Source organism: Halomonas sp. H2 (assembly GCF_050215315.1).
GTDB lineage: Bacteria > Pseudomonadota > Gammaproteobacteria > Pseudomonadales > Halomonadaceae > Vreelandella.
This window is the reverse complement of record NZ_CP189760.1, coordinates 3,025,627-3,039,716: the sequence shown is the minus strand read 5'-3', so window position 1 is coordinate 3,039,716 and position 14,090 is coordinate 3,025,627. Positions and strand designations below refer to the sequence as shown.

At 55.9% G+C, this 14,090-nt stretch carries 15 protein-coding genes and 2 tRNA genes; 13 read left to right on the top strand and 4 right to left on the bottom strand.

Annotated features, from left to right (window positions below):
- The first annotated feature begins 18 nt into the window (after positions 1–18).
- The 6 genes from ACQE2I_RS14145 (at position 19) to nadA (ending at position 4,404) form a co-directional block, all read left to right on the top strand.
- Positions 19–951 carry a segregation and condensation protein A gene (locus ACQE2I_RS14145; RefSeq protein ID WP_427028691.1) on the top strand — a complete coding sequence of 311 codons (933 nt, stop codon included), beginning with the start codon at positions 19–21 and terminating at the stop codon, positions 949–951.
- Positions 948–1,775 (top strand): SMC-Scp complex subunit ScpB, encoded by an 828-nt coding sequence (gene scpB, locus ACQE2I_RS14140; RefSeq protein WP_427028690.1) that lies wholly within the window; start codon positions 948–950, stop codon positions 1,773–1,775. The genes ACQE2I_RS14145 and scpB overlap by 4 nt, the downstream gene beginning before the upstream one ends.
- Positions 1,768–2,643 carry a 23S rRNA pseudouridine(2605) synthase RluB gene (rluB, locus tag ACQE2I_RS14135; RefSeq protein WP_427028689.1) on the top strand — a complete coding sequence of 292 codons (876 nt, stop codon included), beginning with the start codon at positions 1,768–1,770 and terminating at the stop codon, positions 2,641–2,643. The genes scpB and rluB overlap by 8 nt, the downstream gene beginning before the upstream one ends.
- Positions 2,644–2,892: 249 nt before the next feature.
- Positions 2,893–2,968 (top strand) — tRNA-Lys (locus ACQE2I_RS14130).
- A 76-nt stretch (positions 2,969–3,044) separates the two neighbouring features.
- Positions 3,045–3,120: transfer RNA gene (locus ACQE2I_RS14125), tRNA-Lys, on the top strand.
- 255 nt (positions 3,121–3,375) lie between these two features.
- The gene (nadA, locus tag ACQE2I_RS14120; protein WP_427028688.1) at positions 3,376–4,404 is read left to right on the top strand and encodes a quinolinate synthase NadA; all 1,029 of its coding nucleotides are present in this window, start codon (positions 3,376–3,378) and stop codon (positions 4,402–4,404) included.
- A 78-nt stretch (positions 4,405–4,482) separates the two neighbouring features.
- Here the strand turns inward: nadA and ACQE2I_RS14115 are convergent, their stop codons facing one another.
- Positions 4,483–5,949 (bottom strand): M48 family metalloprotease, encoded by a 1,467-nt coding sequence (locus ACQE2I_RS14115; protein WP_427028687.1) that lies wholly within the window; start codon positions 5,947–5,949, stop codon positions 4,483–4,485.
- A gap of 186 nt (positions 5,950–6,135) precedes the next feature.
- Between ACQE2I_RS14115 and ACQE2I_RS14110 the strand changes: the two genes are divergently transcribed.
- Both ACQE2I_RS14110 and ACQE2I_RS14105 read left to right on the top strand, forming a co-directional pair.
- Positions 6,136–6,399: a sulfurtransferase TusA family protein gene (locus tag ACQE2I_RS14110; protein WP_427028686.1), complete on the top strand. Its 264-nt coding sequence runs from the start codon at positions 6,136–6,138 to the stop codon at positions 6,397–6,399.
- A complete protein-coding gene (locus ACQE2I_RS14105; RefSeq protein ID WP_427028684.1) occupies positions 6,396–7,505 on the top strand; it encodes an AI-2E family transporter in 1,110 nt (369 codons plus the stop codon). Before ACQE2I_RS14110 ends, ACQE2I_RS14105 begins: the two co-directional genes overlap by 4 nt.
- Before the next feature lie 68 nt (positions 7,506–7,573).
- Here ACQE2I_RS14105 and ACQE2I_RS14100 read toward each other — a convergent pair whose 3' ends face one another.
- Positions 7,574–8,050, bottom strand: coding sequence for a peroxiredoxin (locus ACQE2I_RS14100; protein WP_427031480.1), 477 nt, complete (start codon positions 8,048–8,050; stop codon positions 7,574–7,576).
- Between the two features lie 278 nt (positions 8,051–8,328).
- On the opposite strand from ACQE2I_RS14100, the gene dapA reads away from it, so the two are divergent.
- The 3 genes from dapA to purC all read left to right on the top strand — a co-directional run bounded on the left by dapA (position 8,329) and on the right by purC (position 11,022).
- Positions 8,329–9,213 (top strand): 4-hydroxy-tetrahydrodipicolinate synthase, encoded by an 885-nt coding sequence (dapA, locus tag ACQE2I_RS14095; RefSeq protein ID WP_427028683.1) that lies wholly within the window; start codon positions 8,329–8,331, stop codon positions 9,211–9,213.
- Between the two features lie 76 nt (positions 9,214–9,289).
- Positions 9,290–10,273 (top strand): outer membrane protein assembly factor BamC, encoded by a 984-nt coding sequence (bamC, locus tag ACQE2I_RS14090; RefSeq protein ID WP_427028682.1) that lies wholly within the window; start codon positions 9,290–9,292, stop codon positions 10,271–10,273.
- Between the two features lie 32 nt (positions 10,274–10,305).
- On the top strand, positions 10,306–11,022 hold the full coding sequence (gene purC / locus ACQE2I_RS14085) for a phosphoribosylaminoimidazolesuccinocarboxamide synthase (RefSeq protein ID WP_427028681.1): 717 nt from the start codon (positions 10,306–10,308) through the stop codon (positions 11,020–11,022).
- Between the two features lie 15 nt (positions 11,023–11,037).
- Here purC and tsaA read toward each other — a convergent pair whose 3' ends face one another.
- A complete protein-coding gene (tsaA, locus tag ACQE2I_RS14080; protein ID WP_427028680.1) occupies positions 11,038–11,775 on the bottom strand; it encodes a tRNA (N6-threonylcarbamoyladenosine(37)-N6)-methyltransferase TrmO in 738 nt (245 codons plus the stop codon).
- 116 nt (positions 11,776–11,891) lie between these two features.
- On the opposite strand from tsaA, the gene ACQE2I_RS14075 reads away from it, so the two are divergent.
- The gene (locus ACQE2I_RS14075) at positions 11,892–12,422 is read left to right on the top strand and encodes an N-acetyltransferase family protein (RefSeq protein ID WP_427028679.1); all 531 of its coding nucleotides are present in this window, start codon (positions 11,892–11,894) and stop codon (positions 12,420–12,422) included.
- A gap of 4 nt (positions 12,423–12,426) precedes the next feature.
- Here ACQE2I_RS14075 and nadC read toward each other — a convergent pair whose 3' ends face one another.
- A complete protein-coding gene (nadC, locus tag ACQE2I_RS14070; RefSeq protein WP_427028678.1) occupies positions 12,427–13,281 on the bottom strand; it encodes a carboxylating nicotinate-nucleotide diphosphorylase in 855 nt (284 codons plus the stop codon).
- A gap of 132 nt (positions 13,282–13,413) precedes the next feature.
- Here nadC and ampD point away from each other — a divergent pair, with 132 nt between their 5' ends.
- Entirely contained in the window at positions 13,414–13,995 is a 582-nt protein-coding gene (gene ampD, locus ACQE2I_RS14065) for a 1,6-anhydro-N-acetylmuramyl-L-alanine amidase AmpD (protein ID WP_427028677.1), read from the top strand.
- Positions 13,996–14,090 lie beyond the last annotated feature (95 nt).

The window sequence follows — 14,090 nt, the reverse complement described above, 5'->3', positions numbered from 1 at the left end:
CCAAGAGAGCCGACCCGCGTGAGCGAGACGCCCAGTGATACTATCGATTTAGAAAACCCTGATGCTGCGGCCATAGAGCCAGCGGCAGTTTCGCTTGGGCGTCTGTTTAATGAGCCGATTACGCAACTGCCGGAAGATCTGTATATTCCGCCGGAAGCGCTGCGGGTCTTTTTAGAGACCTTTGAAGGCCCGCTGGATTTGCTGCTCTACCTGATTCGCCGCCAGAATTTAGATATTCTGACCATCAATGTGGCCACCATCACCCACCAGTACATCGAGTACGTGGAGCTGATGAAGGCCATGGAGATCGAACTGGCGGGTGAGTACCTGCTAATGGCCGCCATGCTGGCTGAAATCAAGTCGCGCACGCTGCTACCCCGTCCGCCGAAGGCAGAGGGCGATGATGAGGAAGACCCCCGCGCTGAGCTTATCCGCCGCTTGCAGGAGTATGAGCGACTTAAAGAGGCCGCAGAAACGCTGGATACATTGCCACGTATGGGGCGTGACTGGTTTAGTGTGCAGGCAGGCTTACCCCCGCTGGAGTCCCGGGTCATTCACCCTGAGGTTGAGCTGGATGAGCTGCTCGGCGCACTTTCCGATATCCTCAAGCGTGCCGAATTGGTTCAGGCCCACCAGATCAGTCGCGAGGTGCTGTCGACCCGCGAGCGGATGCTGAGAATTATGGAGCAGCTGACTTACCAGCACTATACCCCGTTTGAAACGCTATTCACGCTAGAAGAGGGGCGGGCTGGGGTGGTCGTAACGTTTATGGCGATTCTGGAACTGGCTAAAGAGGCCATGATTGAAATTGTCCAGAACGCAGCGCTTTCGCCGATTCACGTGCGCGCACGCACAGCGCCGGATAGTGGAGAGCAGGACGCAGAAGAGGACGCTTTTGATGACACTGCCTTTGGCGAAAGTGCGTTTGAATCTGACCAGGAGGCGCCATGAGTAAGGCCGCCACCGTTATCGATGACATCATTGAAGCCGCGCTCTTGGCGGCTGGCGAACCGCTACCCCTTGAGCGCTTGGAAACGCTTTTTCTGCAAGGCGAATGCCCGACGCGCAGAGAGTTTCGTGGCGTTCTTGAGCGTTTGCAGCAGCGCCATTCGGGCGGGGCGCTGGAGCTATTAGAAACGGTCTCGGGCTACCAGCTGCGTATTCGCCCGCGCCTTTCTCAATGGGTGTCGCGACTATGGGACGAGCGCCCCCAGCGCTATTCGCGGGCGCTGCTGGAAACGCTGGCTCTGATTGCCTACCGTCAGCCGGTCACCCGGAGCGATATTGAAGAGGTGCGCGGGGTTAGCGTGAGTAGCTCGATCATGCGTACCCTGGCGGAGCGCGGCTGGATTCGCGTGGTCGGTCACCGGGATGTGCCCGGGCGCCCGGCGGTATACGCCACCACGCGCAGTTTTCTGGATGATTTTGGCTTGAAAACGCTCGACGCATTGCCGCCCATGCATACCTTGGCGAGTTGGGACGAAAATGAAATAGCCGCTGACACCCATAAACAAAGCCAATCTAATCCAGAGAGTGATGCTAGCGCAGCCAATGAAGGACTAGACGAGACGGCTAAAACGGTGCAGGATGCGCCACCCCAGAAAGACGAGATAACCTCGGCTGACATAGCCGATACGCACGCCGGGACGGCGTTAACCCAGCCGCTGAGCTTTGCTGATTTACAGGCACGGCTCGCGGCACGTGCGCAGCGCGCTAACGACGACGAGCGCGAGCGCACGCAGACTACCGATGTGAGGTCAGACGACCATGAGTGAAAGTAAAGACACCACGCCGCCTACCAGCGAAAAGCTGCAAAAAGTGTTGGCCCGCACAGGCCTAGGCTCGCGGCGTGAGATGGAAACGGCGATTGCCGATGGCCGCGTTAAAGTGAACAACCAAGTGGCTAAACTGGGCGACCGCGTTGAAGCGCGGGATAAGGTCAGTTTTGATGACCGCCCGGTGGCGCTGCGTCCGGAAGAAGAAGCGCCGCGCCGAGTGATTATGTACAACAAGCCGGAAGGCGAGCTGTGTACCCGCAAAGACCCAGAAGGCCGCCGCACCGTCTTTGAGCGTCTGCCACGCCTTAAAGGCGAGCGCTGGATCGCGATTGGCCGCCTGGATATTAATACCAGTGGTTTGCTGCTGTTCACTACCGATGGCGAGTTGGCCAACCGCTTGATGCACCCCTCTACCCAGGTAGAGCGCGAGTACGCGGTGCGCGTCATGGGTGAGGTAAAGCGTGAACACATCCTCGCGATGGTTGATGGCGTCATGCTGGAAGATGGCCCGGCGCGCTTTACCGATGTTCAGGAGTTCGGCGGCGAGGGTATCAATACCTGGTTCCACGTGGTGATTCTAGAAGGGCGTAATCGCGAAGTGCGGCGTCTTTGGGAGTCTCAAGCGCTGACGGTTAGCCGCTTGAAGCGCGTGCGTTATGGCAATATCTTCCTCGATAAACGCGCAAAAGCAGGCGAATGGGTCGAACTTACTCAGGATGAGGTGGATGATTTAGCCACGCTGGCTAACTTAGAAACCCGTAAAGTGCCCGCGCTGACACCGGATGAGAAGAACCGCTGGAGTCGCGATAAGCATAAGCGTAAGCCGGTACAGGCAATGCGTAAGCCGAAAAGCAAAGCCCGTTAAGCAAAGCCCGTTAAGCAATGTTCGCTAAACAACGCTCGTTAAACAGCGTTCGTTAAACAACGCTTTAAGCCTTCTGTAGAGCTACAGCGCGGTTGCGCAGCCATGTAGCTGCTAGCGTACCGGCAAGTCAACCTGTCTGACTCGGGTAGTAACAATGAGTCAGACAGGTAAACGGTTTTTTCGGTAGGTCACGCTAAAAAATACTTGCTATCAATGGGGTGCGCGAGTAGGATATGCATCCGTTAAGGCGGGTCGTTAGCTCAGTTGGTAGAGCAGTTGACTTTTAATCAATTGGTCGCAGGTTCGAATCCTGCACGACCCACCATTTCAAGCATTGACTTGAAATGGGCGCTGAGTGCAGAAGATGGGTATATAGAAAGCTTAATTAGCAAGGCAAATTTGGGTCGTTAGCTCAGTTGGTAGAGCAGTTGACTTTTAATCAATTGGTCGCAGGTTCGAATCCTGCACGACCCACCAAATTCAACGCCCCTGGCAGCTTGCTGTCAGGGGCGTTTTGCTGTGTGAGATAATTACCTTGTGTGGCAATCTGCTTGCAGCAAGCAGCAATTTCCCACCACAATGGTCTAGAATAGACTTTAAAGCGGTAGGCCACCGCGAAAGACGCAGCGGCCCATCGCGCACGCGAGCGGCGTATGCGTAGTGAACAGCGTGCATACGCCGTGACCTAGTGTTTAACAGGGGGATTCCCTGTTCGTCACAGTGGTAGACACGATGACTATTATGACTACTCAAGCTGAGTTAAATGCTCCGCTACCTGTTGCCTACTGCCCGACCCGTATTCCGGCAGAAGATCAGGCGCGAGTTGAAGAAATCAAGCAACTGTTGAAAGCCCACAATGCCGTTTTGGTGGCGCACTACTACACCGACGATGCTATCCAACAGCTAGCGGAAGAGACCGGCGGCTGTGTCGCTGACTCGCTGGAAATGGCCCGCTTTGGCGCTCGCCACGAGGCCACTACGCTGGTTGTGGCCGGTGTCCGCTTTATGGGCGAAACCGCCAAGATCCTCTCGCCCGAAAAACGTGTGCTAATGCCTACTCTTGAGGCAACTTGTTCGCTGGACATTGGTTGTCCTGTCGACGAGTTCAGCGTTTTCTGCGATGCCCACCCCGACCGCACCGTCGTGGTGTACGCCAATACCTCCGCTGCCGTTAAAGCGCGAGCTGACTGGGTGGTGACCTCGTCGATTGCAGTTGAAGTGATTGAGCACCTACAGGCTAAGGGCGAGAAAATCTTGTGGGCACCGGATAAGCATTTGGGTGGCTACATCCAGAACAAAACCGGCGCTGATATGTTGATGTGGGACGGCGCTTGCATTGTCCATGAGGAGTTTAAAGCCAAGGGCGTTGAAGACCTTAAGCGCATATATCCTGATGCAGCGGTGCTTGTACACCCGGAGTCGCCTCAGCCGGTGGTTGCGTTGGCGGATGTGGCAGGCTCGACGTCACAGTTGATCAAGGCGGCCAAAGAACTACCTAACGATAAGCTGATTGTAGCGACTGACCGAGGCATCTTTTTCAAGATGCAGCAGGCGGTACCCGATAAAACTCTGTTCGAAGCGCCTACCGCGGGTAATGGCGCCACGTGCCGCAGCTGCGCGCACTGCCCCTGGATGGCCATGAACGCGCTGGATAACCTGGCAGGGGCGTTACGTGAGGGGAGCGGCGAGATTCAGGTGGATGACGCTTTGCGTCTGCAGGCCTTAAAACCCCTTGAGCGCATGCTGAACTTCAATACTTAGCTCCAATGTTAAGCGAAATAACATCATAAGCGCTTCTGTTGGCTAACCGATAGAGGCGCTTTTTGATGCGTCATAACATCAATTAAAGTCTTCCAGCGCCTCGCGATAGTCAATAAAAGCTTCTCGCCGCTGTTCTATACGCGCCAGCATCTGCTCGTCATATTCGCGCTCGGCGGCATCGCGGGCGATGGAGAGCTGGCGAATGCCGCTGTCTACGCGACCGGTTAGCTGCAAGTGTTCGGCCCGTGCTAAGTGGCCCCAGCTGTTGTGCCCGCTGCGCCCGGCTGCCTCAGCAAGCAGATTAAAACCCTGAGGGTTTTCCGGGTATTGAGAGGTGATGTCGCGCAGCAGGCTGTAAGCCGCCTGTGGGTCGCGCTGCAGCTGTGCTTCAGCCAAAATCAGCTGCGCCGGAAGATAGTTGGGCATAAAGCGTAGTTGTCGTTGGCTGCGCTGAATGGCCTCATCGTAGCGGCCCGCCTCTAGCGCGACGCTTGCCGCTGAGGCGGGCAGCATCGCCAAGTCGGGCTGTTCGTTGGTGAGCTGGTCTAGGCGTTGCAGGGCGCTGTCAGTCTGGCCGTTGCGCGCTGCAATCAACGCTTCTAAATAGCGCTGGGCGGCGGTCTGTTCGGCGCCCTCCTGGGCAAGTCGCGAGGTTGCTTGCTGGGGAGTGTTGGCATAAATACTCAGCAGCGCGCGGGCTCGCATCATGTCGTAGAGGGTGTTGCTGGTATACGCATCGGCGACGCTAAGCTGTGCGGCGCGGTCTTGGGCGGCGCTCAAGCGATTGTCGCTAACCGGGTGGGAAAGCAAAAACTCGGGCGGCGAGTCGCCCTGCAGGCGGGCCATGCGCTGCATGGTCGCAAACATGCGCACCATCGCTTGGGGGTCGTAACCCGCGCCGGCTAAGGCTTGCAGGCCTATATTGTCGGCTTCCCGCTCAAATAGGCGTGAATAGCTGAGCTGGTCCTGAATTAACGCTGCTTGCGAGCCCATGGCAGCTGCCATGCCAGCTTCGCCGCCGCCACTAACAGCAATCAGCATGCCGGCCAGCATGGCTGCCATGGCGGGTAGTTGGGTTTGTGACGCGCGGGCGCTGCCACGAGCATAGTGGCGTTGGGAGAGGTGGCCCAGCTCGTGGGCCAAGACCGAGGCAAAGGCGCCCTCATCTTCAGCGAAGGCGAACAGCCCAGAATTAATCCCTATTACGCCGCCTGGGACAGCAAAGGCGTTCAGTGAACCGTTGTCGACCATAACGGTGATCGTGCGTAGACCGTTAATTTGGCTGTGTGGGGTTAGTCGGGCAATAATGCTGTGCAAGTAATCACTTGCAATGGGGTCTTGCCACTGGGGGGCTTGGGCCCGAAACTGGCGCAGCCACGCGCGTCCAAGGCGATACTCTTCATTGCTGACGGAAGTAGACGCAGCTCCTAAACTTGGCAGACCATAATCGTTGACGGCAGCGCTTGGTGGGCTAAAGAGAAGGCTACTGCAGGCACAAGCGAACGCACATATCCAGCCTGGGTAAGCGGTACGAAGTGTCGGCATGGCATCCTCATGAGGGTTGGTTACGCGTAAAGGTTACGCTGTGATACTGATTCAGGTTACGACATTGATAAAGGCTGGGAAGTGCCGTTAAATCGTCTGACGAGTAAAATCAAACGCTAAAACAGTTTATGCCAACATGTTTATGATTCAATGCCGTGAATATACAGGCCATTTGAAGGAGAGGGTATGTCTGAGCAAGCCGGGGGCTTTCAACCCGACACGGTACTTGACGCTTGTGGGCTGCATTGCCCGTTGCCATTGCTGAAAGCTAAGCAGGCCTTGGCAGGCTTGGCGGCGGGCCAGTTACTCGAAGTGCGTTCAACGGATGCTGGGTCGTGGCGCGATATGGCCTCGTTTACTAATCAGAGCGCGCATACCTTGGAAGGCCGTGAACAGCGCGATGATGTTTACGTGTACTGGATTCGCAAAGCTGGGGATGCGCACTCATGACCCTGCGTACGATTTTAAAAAGCTGGGTTGAGCGCTACTTCTCTGACGAAGAAGCACTGATTTTGCTAGTGGTGCTGGTGGCAGGCTTCGCCGCAATTATCTGGTTTGGGCGAATGCTGGCGCCATTCTTTACCGCGCTGGTGATCGCGTTTCTACTCCAGGGTGTCGTAAGTGCCTTTACCCGACGGGGGTTGCCGCACTTGCTCGCCGTGATCATGGTGTTTTTAGCCTTTGTGAGCGTGTTGCTAACCCTGGCATTTATTTTAATGCCGTTAATCTGGAATCAGTTAGTTGGGCTAGTGCAGGAAACGCCGCGGATGTTCGCCAGCGGCCAGGGGTGGTTGGATGAGTTGCAGACGCGCTACCCAAATATCATTACGCCCGATCAAATGCAGAACTGGATAGGCGTGGCAAGCCGTGAGATTAGCCAGTTAGGCCAGCGTGCCTTAACGCTCTCGCTGGCCTCGCTGGGCAATATAATGTCGCTGATTATCTATCTGGTGCTGGTGCCGATCCTGGTGTTCTTTATGCTCAAGGATCGCGACGTATTGGTCGGTTTTATACTTTCGCTGCTGCCGCAAAAGCGTACGCTGCTAGCGCGTATTTGGCGTGAAATGGACGATCAGATTGCCAATTATATTCGCGGCAAGTTTATTGAAATCATCATTGTGGGCACGGTGGCTTTTTTTACCTTTGCGTTCTTTGGGTTGCCGTATACGGCGCTGTTAGCGGTGTTGGTAGGGTTCTCGGTGCTGGTGCCTTACATCGGCGCAGCAGTGGCCACGCTGCCGGTTGCTGCGGTGGCGGGGTTTCACTTCGGGCTTAGCGAAGAGTTCCTCTATGTGTTGGTGGCTTATGGCGTGATCCAGGCGCTAGATGGCAATGTATTGGCGCCGGTTTTGTTCTCTGAAACCAATAATATTCACCCGGTTTCTATTATTGTGGCGGTGCTGTTCTTCGGCGGAATCTGGGGCTTCTGGGGGATCTTTTTTGCTATTCCTCTGGCAACGCTGCTGAAGGCGCTGATTTACGCCTGGCCGCGGGGTATGTATGAACGGGATGGGCGACGAGGGCTACAAGCACCGGCGGTTCAGGAGGCCGAGTAAGGTTCGCCCACTACCCATGGTGGAGCAGCACGGGTAGTGGGGTTAGCTGAAAAGGGGCTTTGTGAAAGCTAGCGGGCAGCGTTGAGTTTTTCAGCCGCTGCGAGCACTTCGTCAACGTGGCCTGGCACCTTAACGCCGCGCCACTCGTTGGCTAGCTTGCCCTCTTTATCTATCAAGAAGGTGCTGCGTTCAATTCCCAGATGCTCTTTGCCATACATCTTCTTGAGTTTGATCACATCAAACAGCGCGCAGACGCTTTCATCTTTATCGGAGATAAGCTCAAAGTTGAAATCCTGCTTGGCTTTGAAGTTCTCTTGCGCACGCAGGCCATCTCGGGAGACGCCTAGAATAACCGTGTTAGCGGCATCGAAAGCCACTTTACGGTCACGAAAATCACCCCCTTCGGTGGTGCAGCCAGGCGTGCTGGCTTTGGGGTAGAAGTAAACAACCACTTGTTTGCCGCGCAGTTCCGAGAGTGTCAGAGTGGTGTCACCAGTAGCGGTGGCGGAAAAATCAGCAACGGGCTGACCGATTTCAACAGGCATAATTTCAAAGGGCATGGTGCATCCTTATTGATAGTGGGTGTTAAGATTGAGTGCTAACGGCGATTACACGTAAGCCTGGGGCCGTTGTCAAAGCTCAAATCACGCTAGAAGCAAACTCTCACCGCTTTACGCTGTACAGGCTCGAGTCGCCTGAGTACCATTTGCTCTCTGTGTGATGCTGGCGCTTGGTGTAAAGTGTCGCAATAGCACTTAAAATACGTTGCACTTAAAAACACACCGATAGTTGATACCATAATTTAGCTGGTGAGGATAAGCGGATGATCACAGGCAGCATTGTCGCCCTGGCGACGCCTATGAAGGTCAATGGCGACATCGACTGGGAGGCGCTTCGCCGCCTGGTGAACTTCCATCTCGACAATGGCACTGATGCCATTGTTGCTGCTGGCACAACCGGCGAACCGACGACCATGTCCTTCGCCGAGCACTTTGACGTGATTCGTAGCGTCGTAGAAGAAGTCAATGGCCGTATTCCGGTGATTGCCGGTACCGGGGCCAATGCCACTTCTGAAGCCGTTGAGCTGGCACGCTACGCCGGTGAAGTAGGGGCGGATTACTGCTTGTCAGTGTGCCCTTACTACAACAAGCCCACTCAAGAAGGCCTTTATCAGCACTTTAAAGCGGTCGCTGAGGGCAGCAAACTGCCGGTGATTCTGTATAACGTGCCGGGCCGCACCTGCTCGGATCTCTACAACGAGACCGTGTTACGTCTGGCCGCAGTCGATAATATTATCGGTTTAAAAGACGCTACAGGGAACCTAGAGCGTGCGGAGGATCTAATCACTCGCCTCAAGGGTAGTGGCTTTATGCTCTACTCTGGCGACGACGCGACTGCCTGTGACTTTATGCTCATGGGTGGGCATGGTGATATTTCCGTCACCGCCAACGTTGCCCCCCAGGCAATGCACGATCTGTGTGTAGCTGCCGTAGCCGGTGATTCCGATAAGGCGCACCAAATCAATACACGCTTGATGCCGCTGCATACCAATTTGGGCATAGAGTCGAACCCTATCCCGGTGAAGTGGGCGCTGAATCGTATGGGCTACGCAGACGCGGGGGTTCGTCTACCGCTGACCTGGCTGTCGGAAAAATACCACGCCACGGTCAGCGAAGCGCTGCAGTTGGCGGGCGTCGTAGAGGAGTAACCCGGCGTAATACCCTTTGCTACCCAGCTCGTGACCGCGAAGCTGGGTACCTGATTTGTTGACTTAAGGTGGCTTGATGAGCTCTGTTCCTGAAAAGCGTGCGCTTAAATGGATGCCGCTGGCACTCGTAACGGCTGTCACGCTAACAGGCTGCGCGCGCGATGGTTTTTACCACGACCGTAACCTGGATTATACCGAGGCCGCCCCAGCGCCGCCGCTGGTACTGCCGGAGACCCGCAATACCCAACGCTACCGCGATGCGCTGCCGGTTCCTCAGGCCGCCGCGCAAGGCACACGGCTTGACGAAGCGGCAGAGGTTCGCCCCCCGCAGTCGCTGGCGATTGGCAGTGGGCTGGAACCTGAGTACGTTGAGCGTCGCGAAGTGGGCGATCAAACCTGGCTGGTAGTAGCCGCCGATACCGGCACCGTTTGGCCACAGTTGGAAGAGTTCGTGCGCAGCCGTCAGTTGGCCGTGCAGGAAAGCAGTGCTTCCCAGGGCGTTATTGTGACCTCCCAGGCGGATATACGCCTGCAAAGTGCACTGCGTGCCGGCAGCAGTGAAGTACGCTGTGAGCGCGGCGGACAAGCCATGGCCAGCTGTTTGGATGCGCTGGAAAGCCATTTGAGTTCGCGCAGTGCTTCTGCCAGCGTCTCCTCTTCATGGACCGCTCAGCGCCTTACCGATGAGCAAACGCTACAGATTCGCCAGCAGGGCGAAGAGTGGGAAGTGGTCATTCCCCAGCCAGTTGACCGCGTATGGGCCGAGCTGAACCACTACCTCGAGCTAGATTTTGCTCAGCAAGGTCAGCGTGATTTGCTTGCCGCCGACCCCAGTGGTCACGAGTTCCTGGTTGAGTATATGACCGAAACCGAGCGCAACCGCAATCCGCTGCAAATCGTCTTCAGCGCCGACGTCCGCAAGATGTCTCAAGAGGTCCGCCTTGCCCTGCAGTCTGACGGCGACCAGACGATTCTGCGTGCTATTAATGCCAGTGAACGAGCACTCAGCGCCGATGACCAGCGCGAACTGCTTGAGCGTGTTTCCGGCTATTTACGTTAAAATATTGCCCCCTAACCCCTTACGGAGCCCCCATGGAAAAGCGCCAAGAACTCTACGCCGGTAAGGCGAAATCTGTGTATACCACCGACGATCCGGATTTGTTGGTGCTTAACTTTCGTGATGATACCAGCGCCTTTGATGGCAAGAAAATGCAGTCGCTGGCCCGTAAGGGGATGGTTAATAACGTTTTTAACGCTTTCATTATGGAGCGGTTACAGGAAGCGGGGATTCCCACTCACTTTGAAAAGCAGCTCTCAGATACGGAGAGTCTGGTCAAAAAGATGCAGATGATCCCGGTTGAGTGCGTAGTGCGCAACATCGCTGCGGGCGGCTTGGTCAAACGGTTAGGCGTGGAAGAGGGCATCGCGCTTACACCACCGACTTTCGAGCTGTTCTTGAAGAACGACGAGAAGGGCGACCCGATGATCAATGAGTCGTTGGCGGAAACCTTCGGTTGGGCCACGCCTGAGCAGTTAGCCAAGATGAAGGTATTAACCTTCAAGGTTAACCATATCCTCAAAGCGTTGTTTGCTGAGGGCGATATGCTGCTGGTGGATTACAAGCTGGAGTTTGGCGTATTCAAAGGTGAAGTGGTGCTGGGCGATGAATTCTCCCCAGATGGTTGCCGCCTATGGGACGCCAACACCCGTGAAAAAATGGATAAAGACCGCTTTCGTCAGGGGTTGGGCGGCGTAATTGAAGCCTACGAGGAAGTTGGCCGTCGTCTGGGGATTACCTTTCCTGCTTGAATCGGCACGTCAGGTTCATTGCTCGGCGTAAGGCTCGATAGCCATCACCTCTAAGGTGGTGGCTTCGCCTTTTTGGCGAGGGCGAAACTTAACGTCCACATCACGTAGCCGAACGCCATAAAGCCGCTCAGATGCAGTGTCTTGCTGTTGGTAAGCGGGTCTGGGGTCTTGGCCCAGTACCTGTTCGATTAACGCGTGCAGAGTGGCGCTGTCTTGGCGTTGGGCGAGGGTGTCCAGTGCTGTGGGGTGAAAGGTGACCGCCATTAGTGACGGTGCCTGTGGCGCGAAGCCGGCCTGTGCGCCAGGATGAGCCTCAGCCCAGGGCAGATAAGGCTTGATATCGATGACCGGTGTGCCGCTAACCAAGTCGCAGCCCTGTAACGCCAAAATCACGCCTTGCTGAGTGTCGATTCCGACGAGCTTTACCAGCGATAGTCCTAAACGGTTAGGCCGATGGGTGCTGCGGCTGGCAAACACGCCGACCTTTTTATTGCCCCCCAGCCGCGGCGGCCTTACCAGCGGTGTCCAGCGATCAGGGCTTTGATGAAAAATAAAGCTCAGCCATAGGTGGCTAAAGGCTTCAAGACCGCGCACCGCAAGCGGGTCATTGTAAGGGGCGGTGAGCACTAGGCGAGCATTGGCAGCGGGGGCGAGCCCCGGCTGGCGAGGAATGCCAAACTTATCAGGGTAGTCGCTGATTACATGACCAATGGGCGTTAGCGTAAAGTGCTCGCGGTTAGGGGCGTCATCCATCACACTGCCTTTTGTTAGGTTTGATCCGTGCCGGATTGATGTGCGTCAGTTTGATATGGGTAGTATAAAGCAGGCCAATGGCTTAAACGTTATCAATTACAGCTCAGAGGCGACTTATGACCAGTACCGCAGAGCAACAAGCGCCGGCACCCACGAGTGCGCGGGTAACGTATCGCGCTGCATTGGCACGCGATGCTGGTGACCAGGCGGAAGTGTTTTATCATGCTGTTATGCAGGGTGCAGCGACGCACTACACGCTCGCAGAGAGGAAAGCCTGGGCTCAGGCGTTGCCCCGAGAGAGCAGTGCGTGGGCGGCGCGCCAAGCGCTCTATACGACGATTGTTGCCACCTGCGATGGCCGCTGCGTGGGGTTTCTGGAAATGAATTTAGCCGCCGGACGGATTGAAACGCTTTATGTGTGGCCCTCGCTGGCCGGTCGTGGCATTGGCACGACGCTGCTGGTGCACGCCGAGCGCATCCTGCTGGAGCAGGGCGCTGGACGTGTTGAGATTGAAGTGAGTTCGGTGCTTTATGAGCGCCTGCTGCGCCGCGGCTGGGAGAGCCACGGCGAGCAGTGGGTCGAGCGCAGTGGAGAGCGCCTGCTGCGCTATCGGCTTTCCAAGTCACTTAATGCTGTTGAGACCTAATCGATCACACGCTATAGCTGCGCGTAATACGCATTGAGAGATCAATGGAGGTGATGTCTTTGGTCAGTGCGCCGCTAGAGATACAGTCAACGCCGGTGTCGGCGATGGCTTTTAACGTTGTCGCATCGACGTTGCCTGAGGCTTCGAGTGTGGTTCGCCCGCCGTTAATTTCAACGGCCACATGCAGGTCTTCAATGGCAAAATTGTCGAGCATAATTATGTCGGCCCCTGCCGCAAGCGCCTGATCCAGCTCCTCAAACGTTTCTACTTCGACCTCTACCGGCAGGTCGCTGGCTAGCTTGCGCGCCTGGGCAACCGCGGCTTGAATACTCCCGCAGGCAGCAATGTGATTCTCTTTGATTAAAAAAGCGTCCCATAGGCCAATGCGGTGGTTGTGCCCACCGCCGCAGGTGACCGCATATTTTTGCGCCAAGCGCATACCGGGTAGCGTTTTACGGGTGTCCAGCAGGCGTACGCCGGTGCCTTCAATTAGATCGACGTAGGCGCGGGTAGCGGTGGCTGTCGCCGACAGCGTTTGCAGCAGGTTGAGCGCCGCGCGCTCGCCAGTAAGCAGGATGCGAGCAGGGCCTTCCAGGGTCAAAAAACACTGGCCAGCCTCAAGTTTGTCGCCATCGGCGGCCTGCCAGCTCAGGCTTACTCGGCTATCCAGGCGGCGAAACAGTTCATCTACCCAGGCTGCGCCACACAGCACGGCGGCTTCACGGGTAATAATGTCGGCGCTGGCCCACTGGTGCTCAGGGATCAATTGCGCGGTAATATCACCCGGGCCAACGTCTTCTGCCAGCAGGTGAGCAGCGCTGGCACGGATTTCTTCAGCAAGAGCGGATTGGTAATGCATGGCAGGGGATTCTCTGAACGTCGCCAAGTGTGTCTGGCATTGTAGTGAAAAACATTATAGTGAAAACATTGTAGTGAAAAACAGTGGTGAAAGAGAGTCGTGAGTGAGCGCTAATCAGAGGAGGCCTTACGCGTGGAAAATAAAGATGCCCCTAACGGCTGGTGGAAAAATGCTCGGCGAGTCGTCTCACCCAACTGGGATGCCCGGCCTAACGCAGAAATTTCATTACTGTTAATTCATGCGATCAGCTTACCCCCGGGTGAGTTTAGCGGTGCTGCCATTGAGGCGCTGTTTACCAATCAGTTGGCGGTCGATGCGCATCCATTTTTTGCAGAGATTGCTCACCTGAGAGTCTCCGCGCATTTACTCATACGTCGCGACGGCGAGTGTGTGCAGTTCGTCGATACGGATCAGCGCGCCTGGCATGCCGGGCGATCCAACTGGTGGGACGCCCGCCAAGCCAAGTGGCGCAAGGCGCTCAACGATTTCTCGGTAGGTATTGAGCTTGAGGGCGATGATGTAACCCCCTACACCAACGCTCAGTATCACGCTTTAGCTGAGGCGGTGGTGTGGCTGATGGCGCGCTATCCACAGCTCAATAGCGAGCGTATTACTAGCCATGCGCATGTGGCACCACTGCGTAAAACGGACCCCGGCCCGGCGTTTGATTGGGCCTATTTTCAGCAGCGGTTGGCATCGTGTATTGAGCGTTAAGTATTAATTAAGTACCTCACTGGCAACAGAATAAAACGGTAGTTTAATTACAATTGATGAGTCGTTAATGGAGCTCACTAATACTCTGTAGTTCA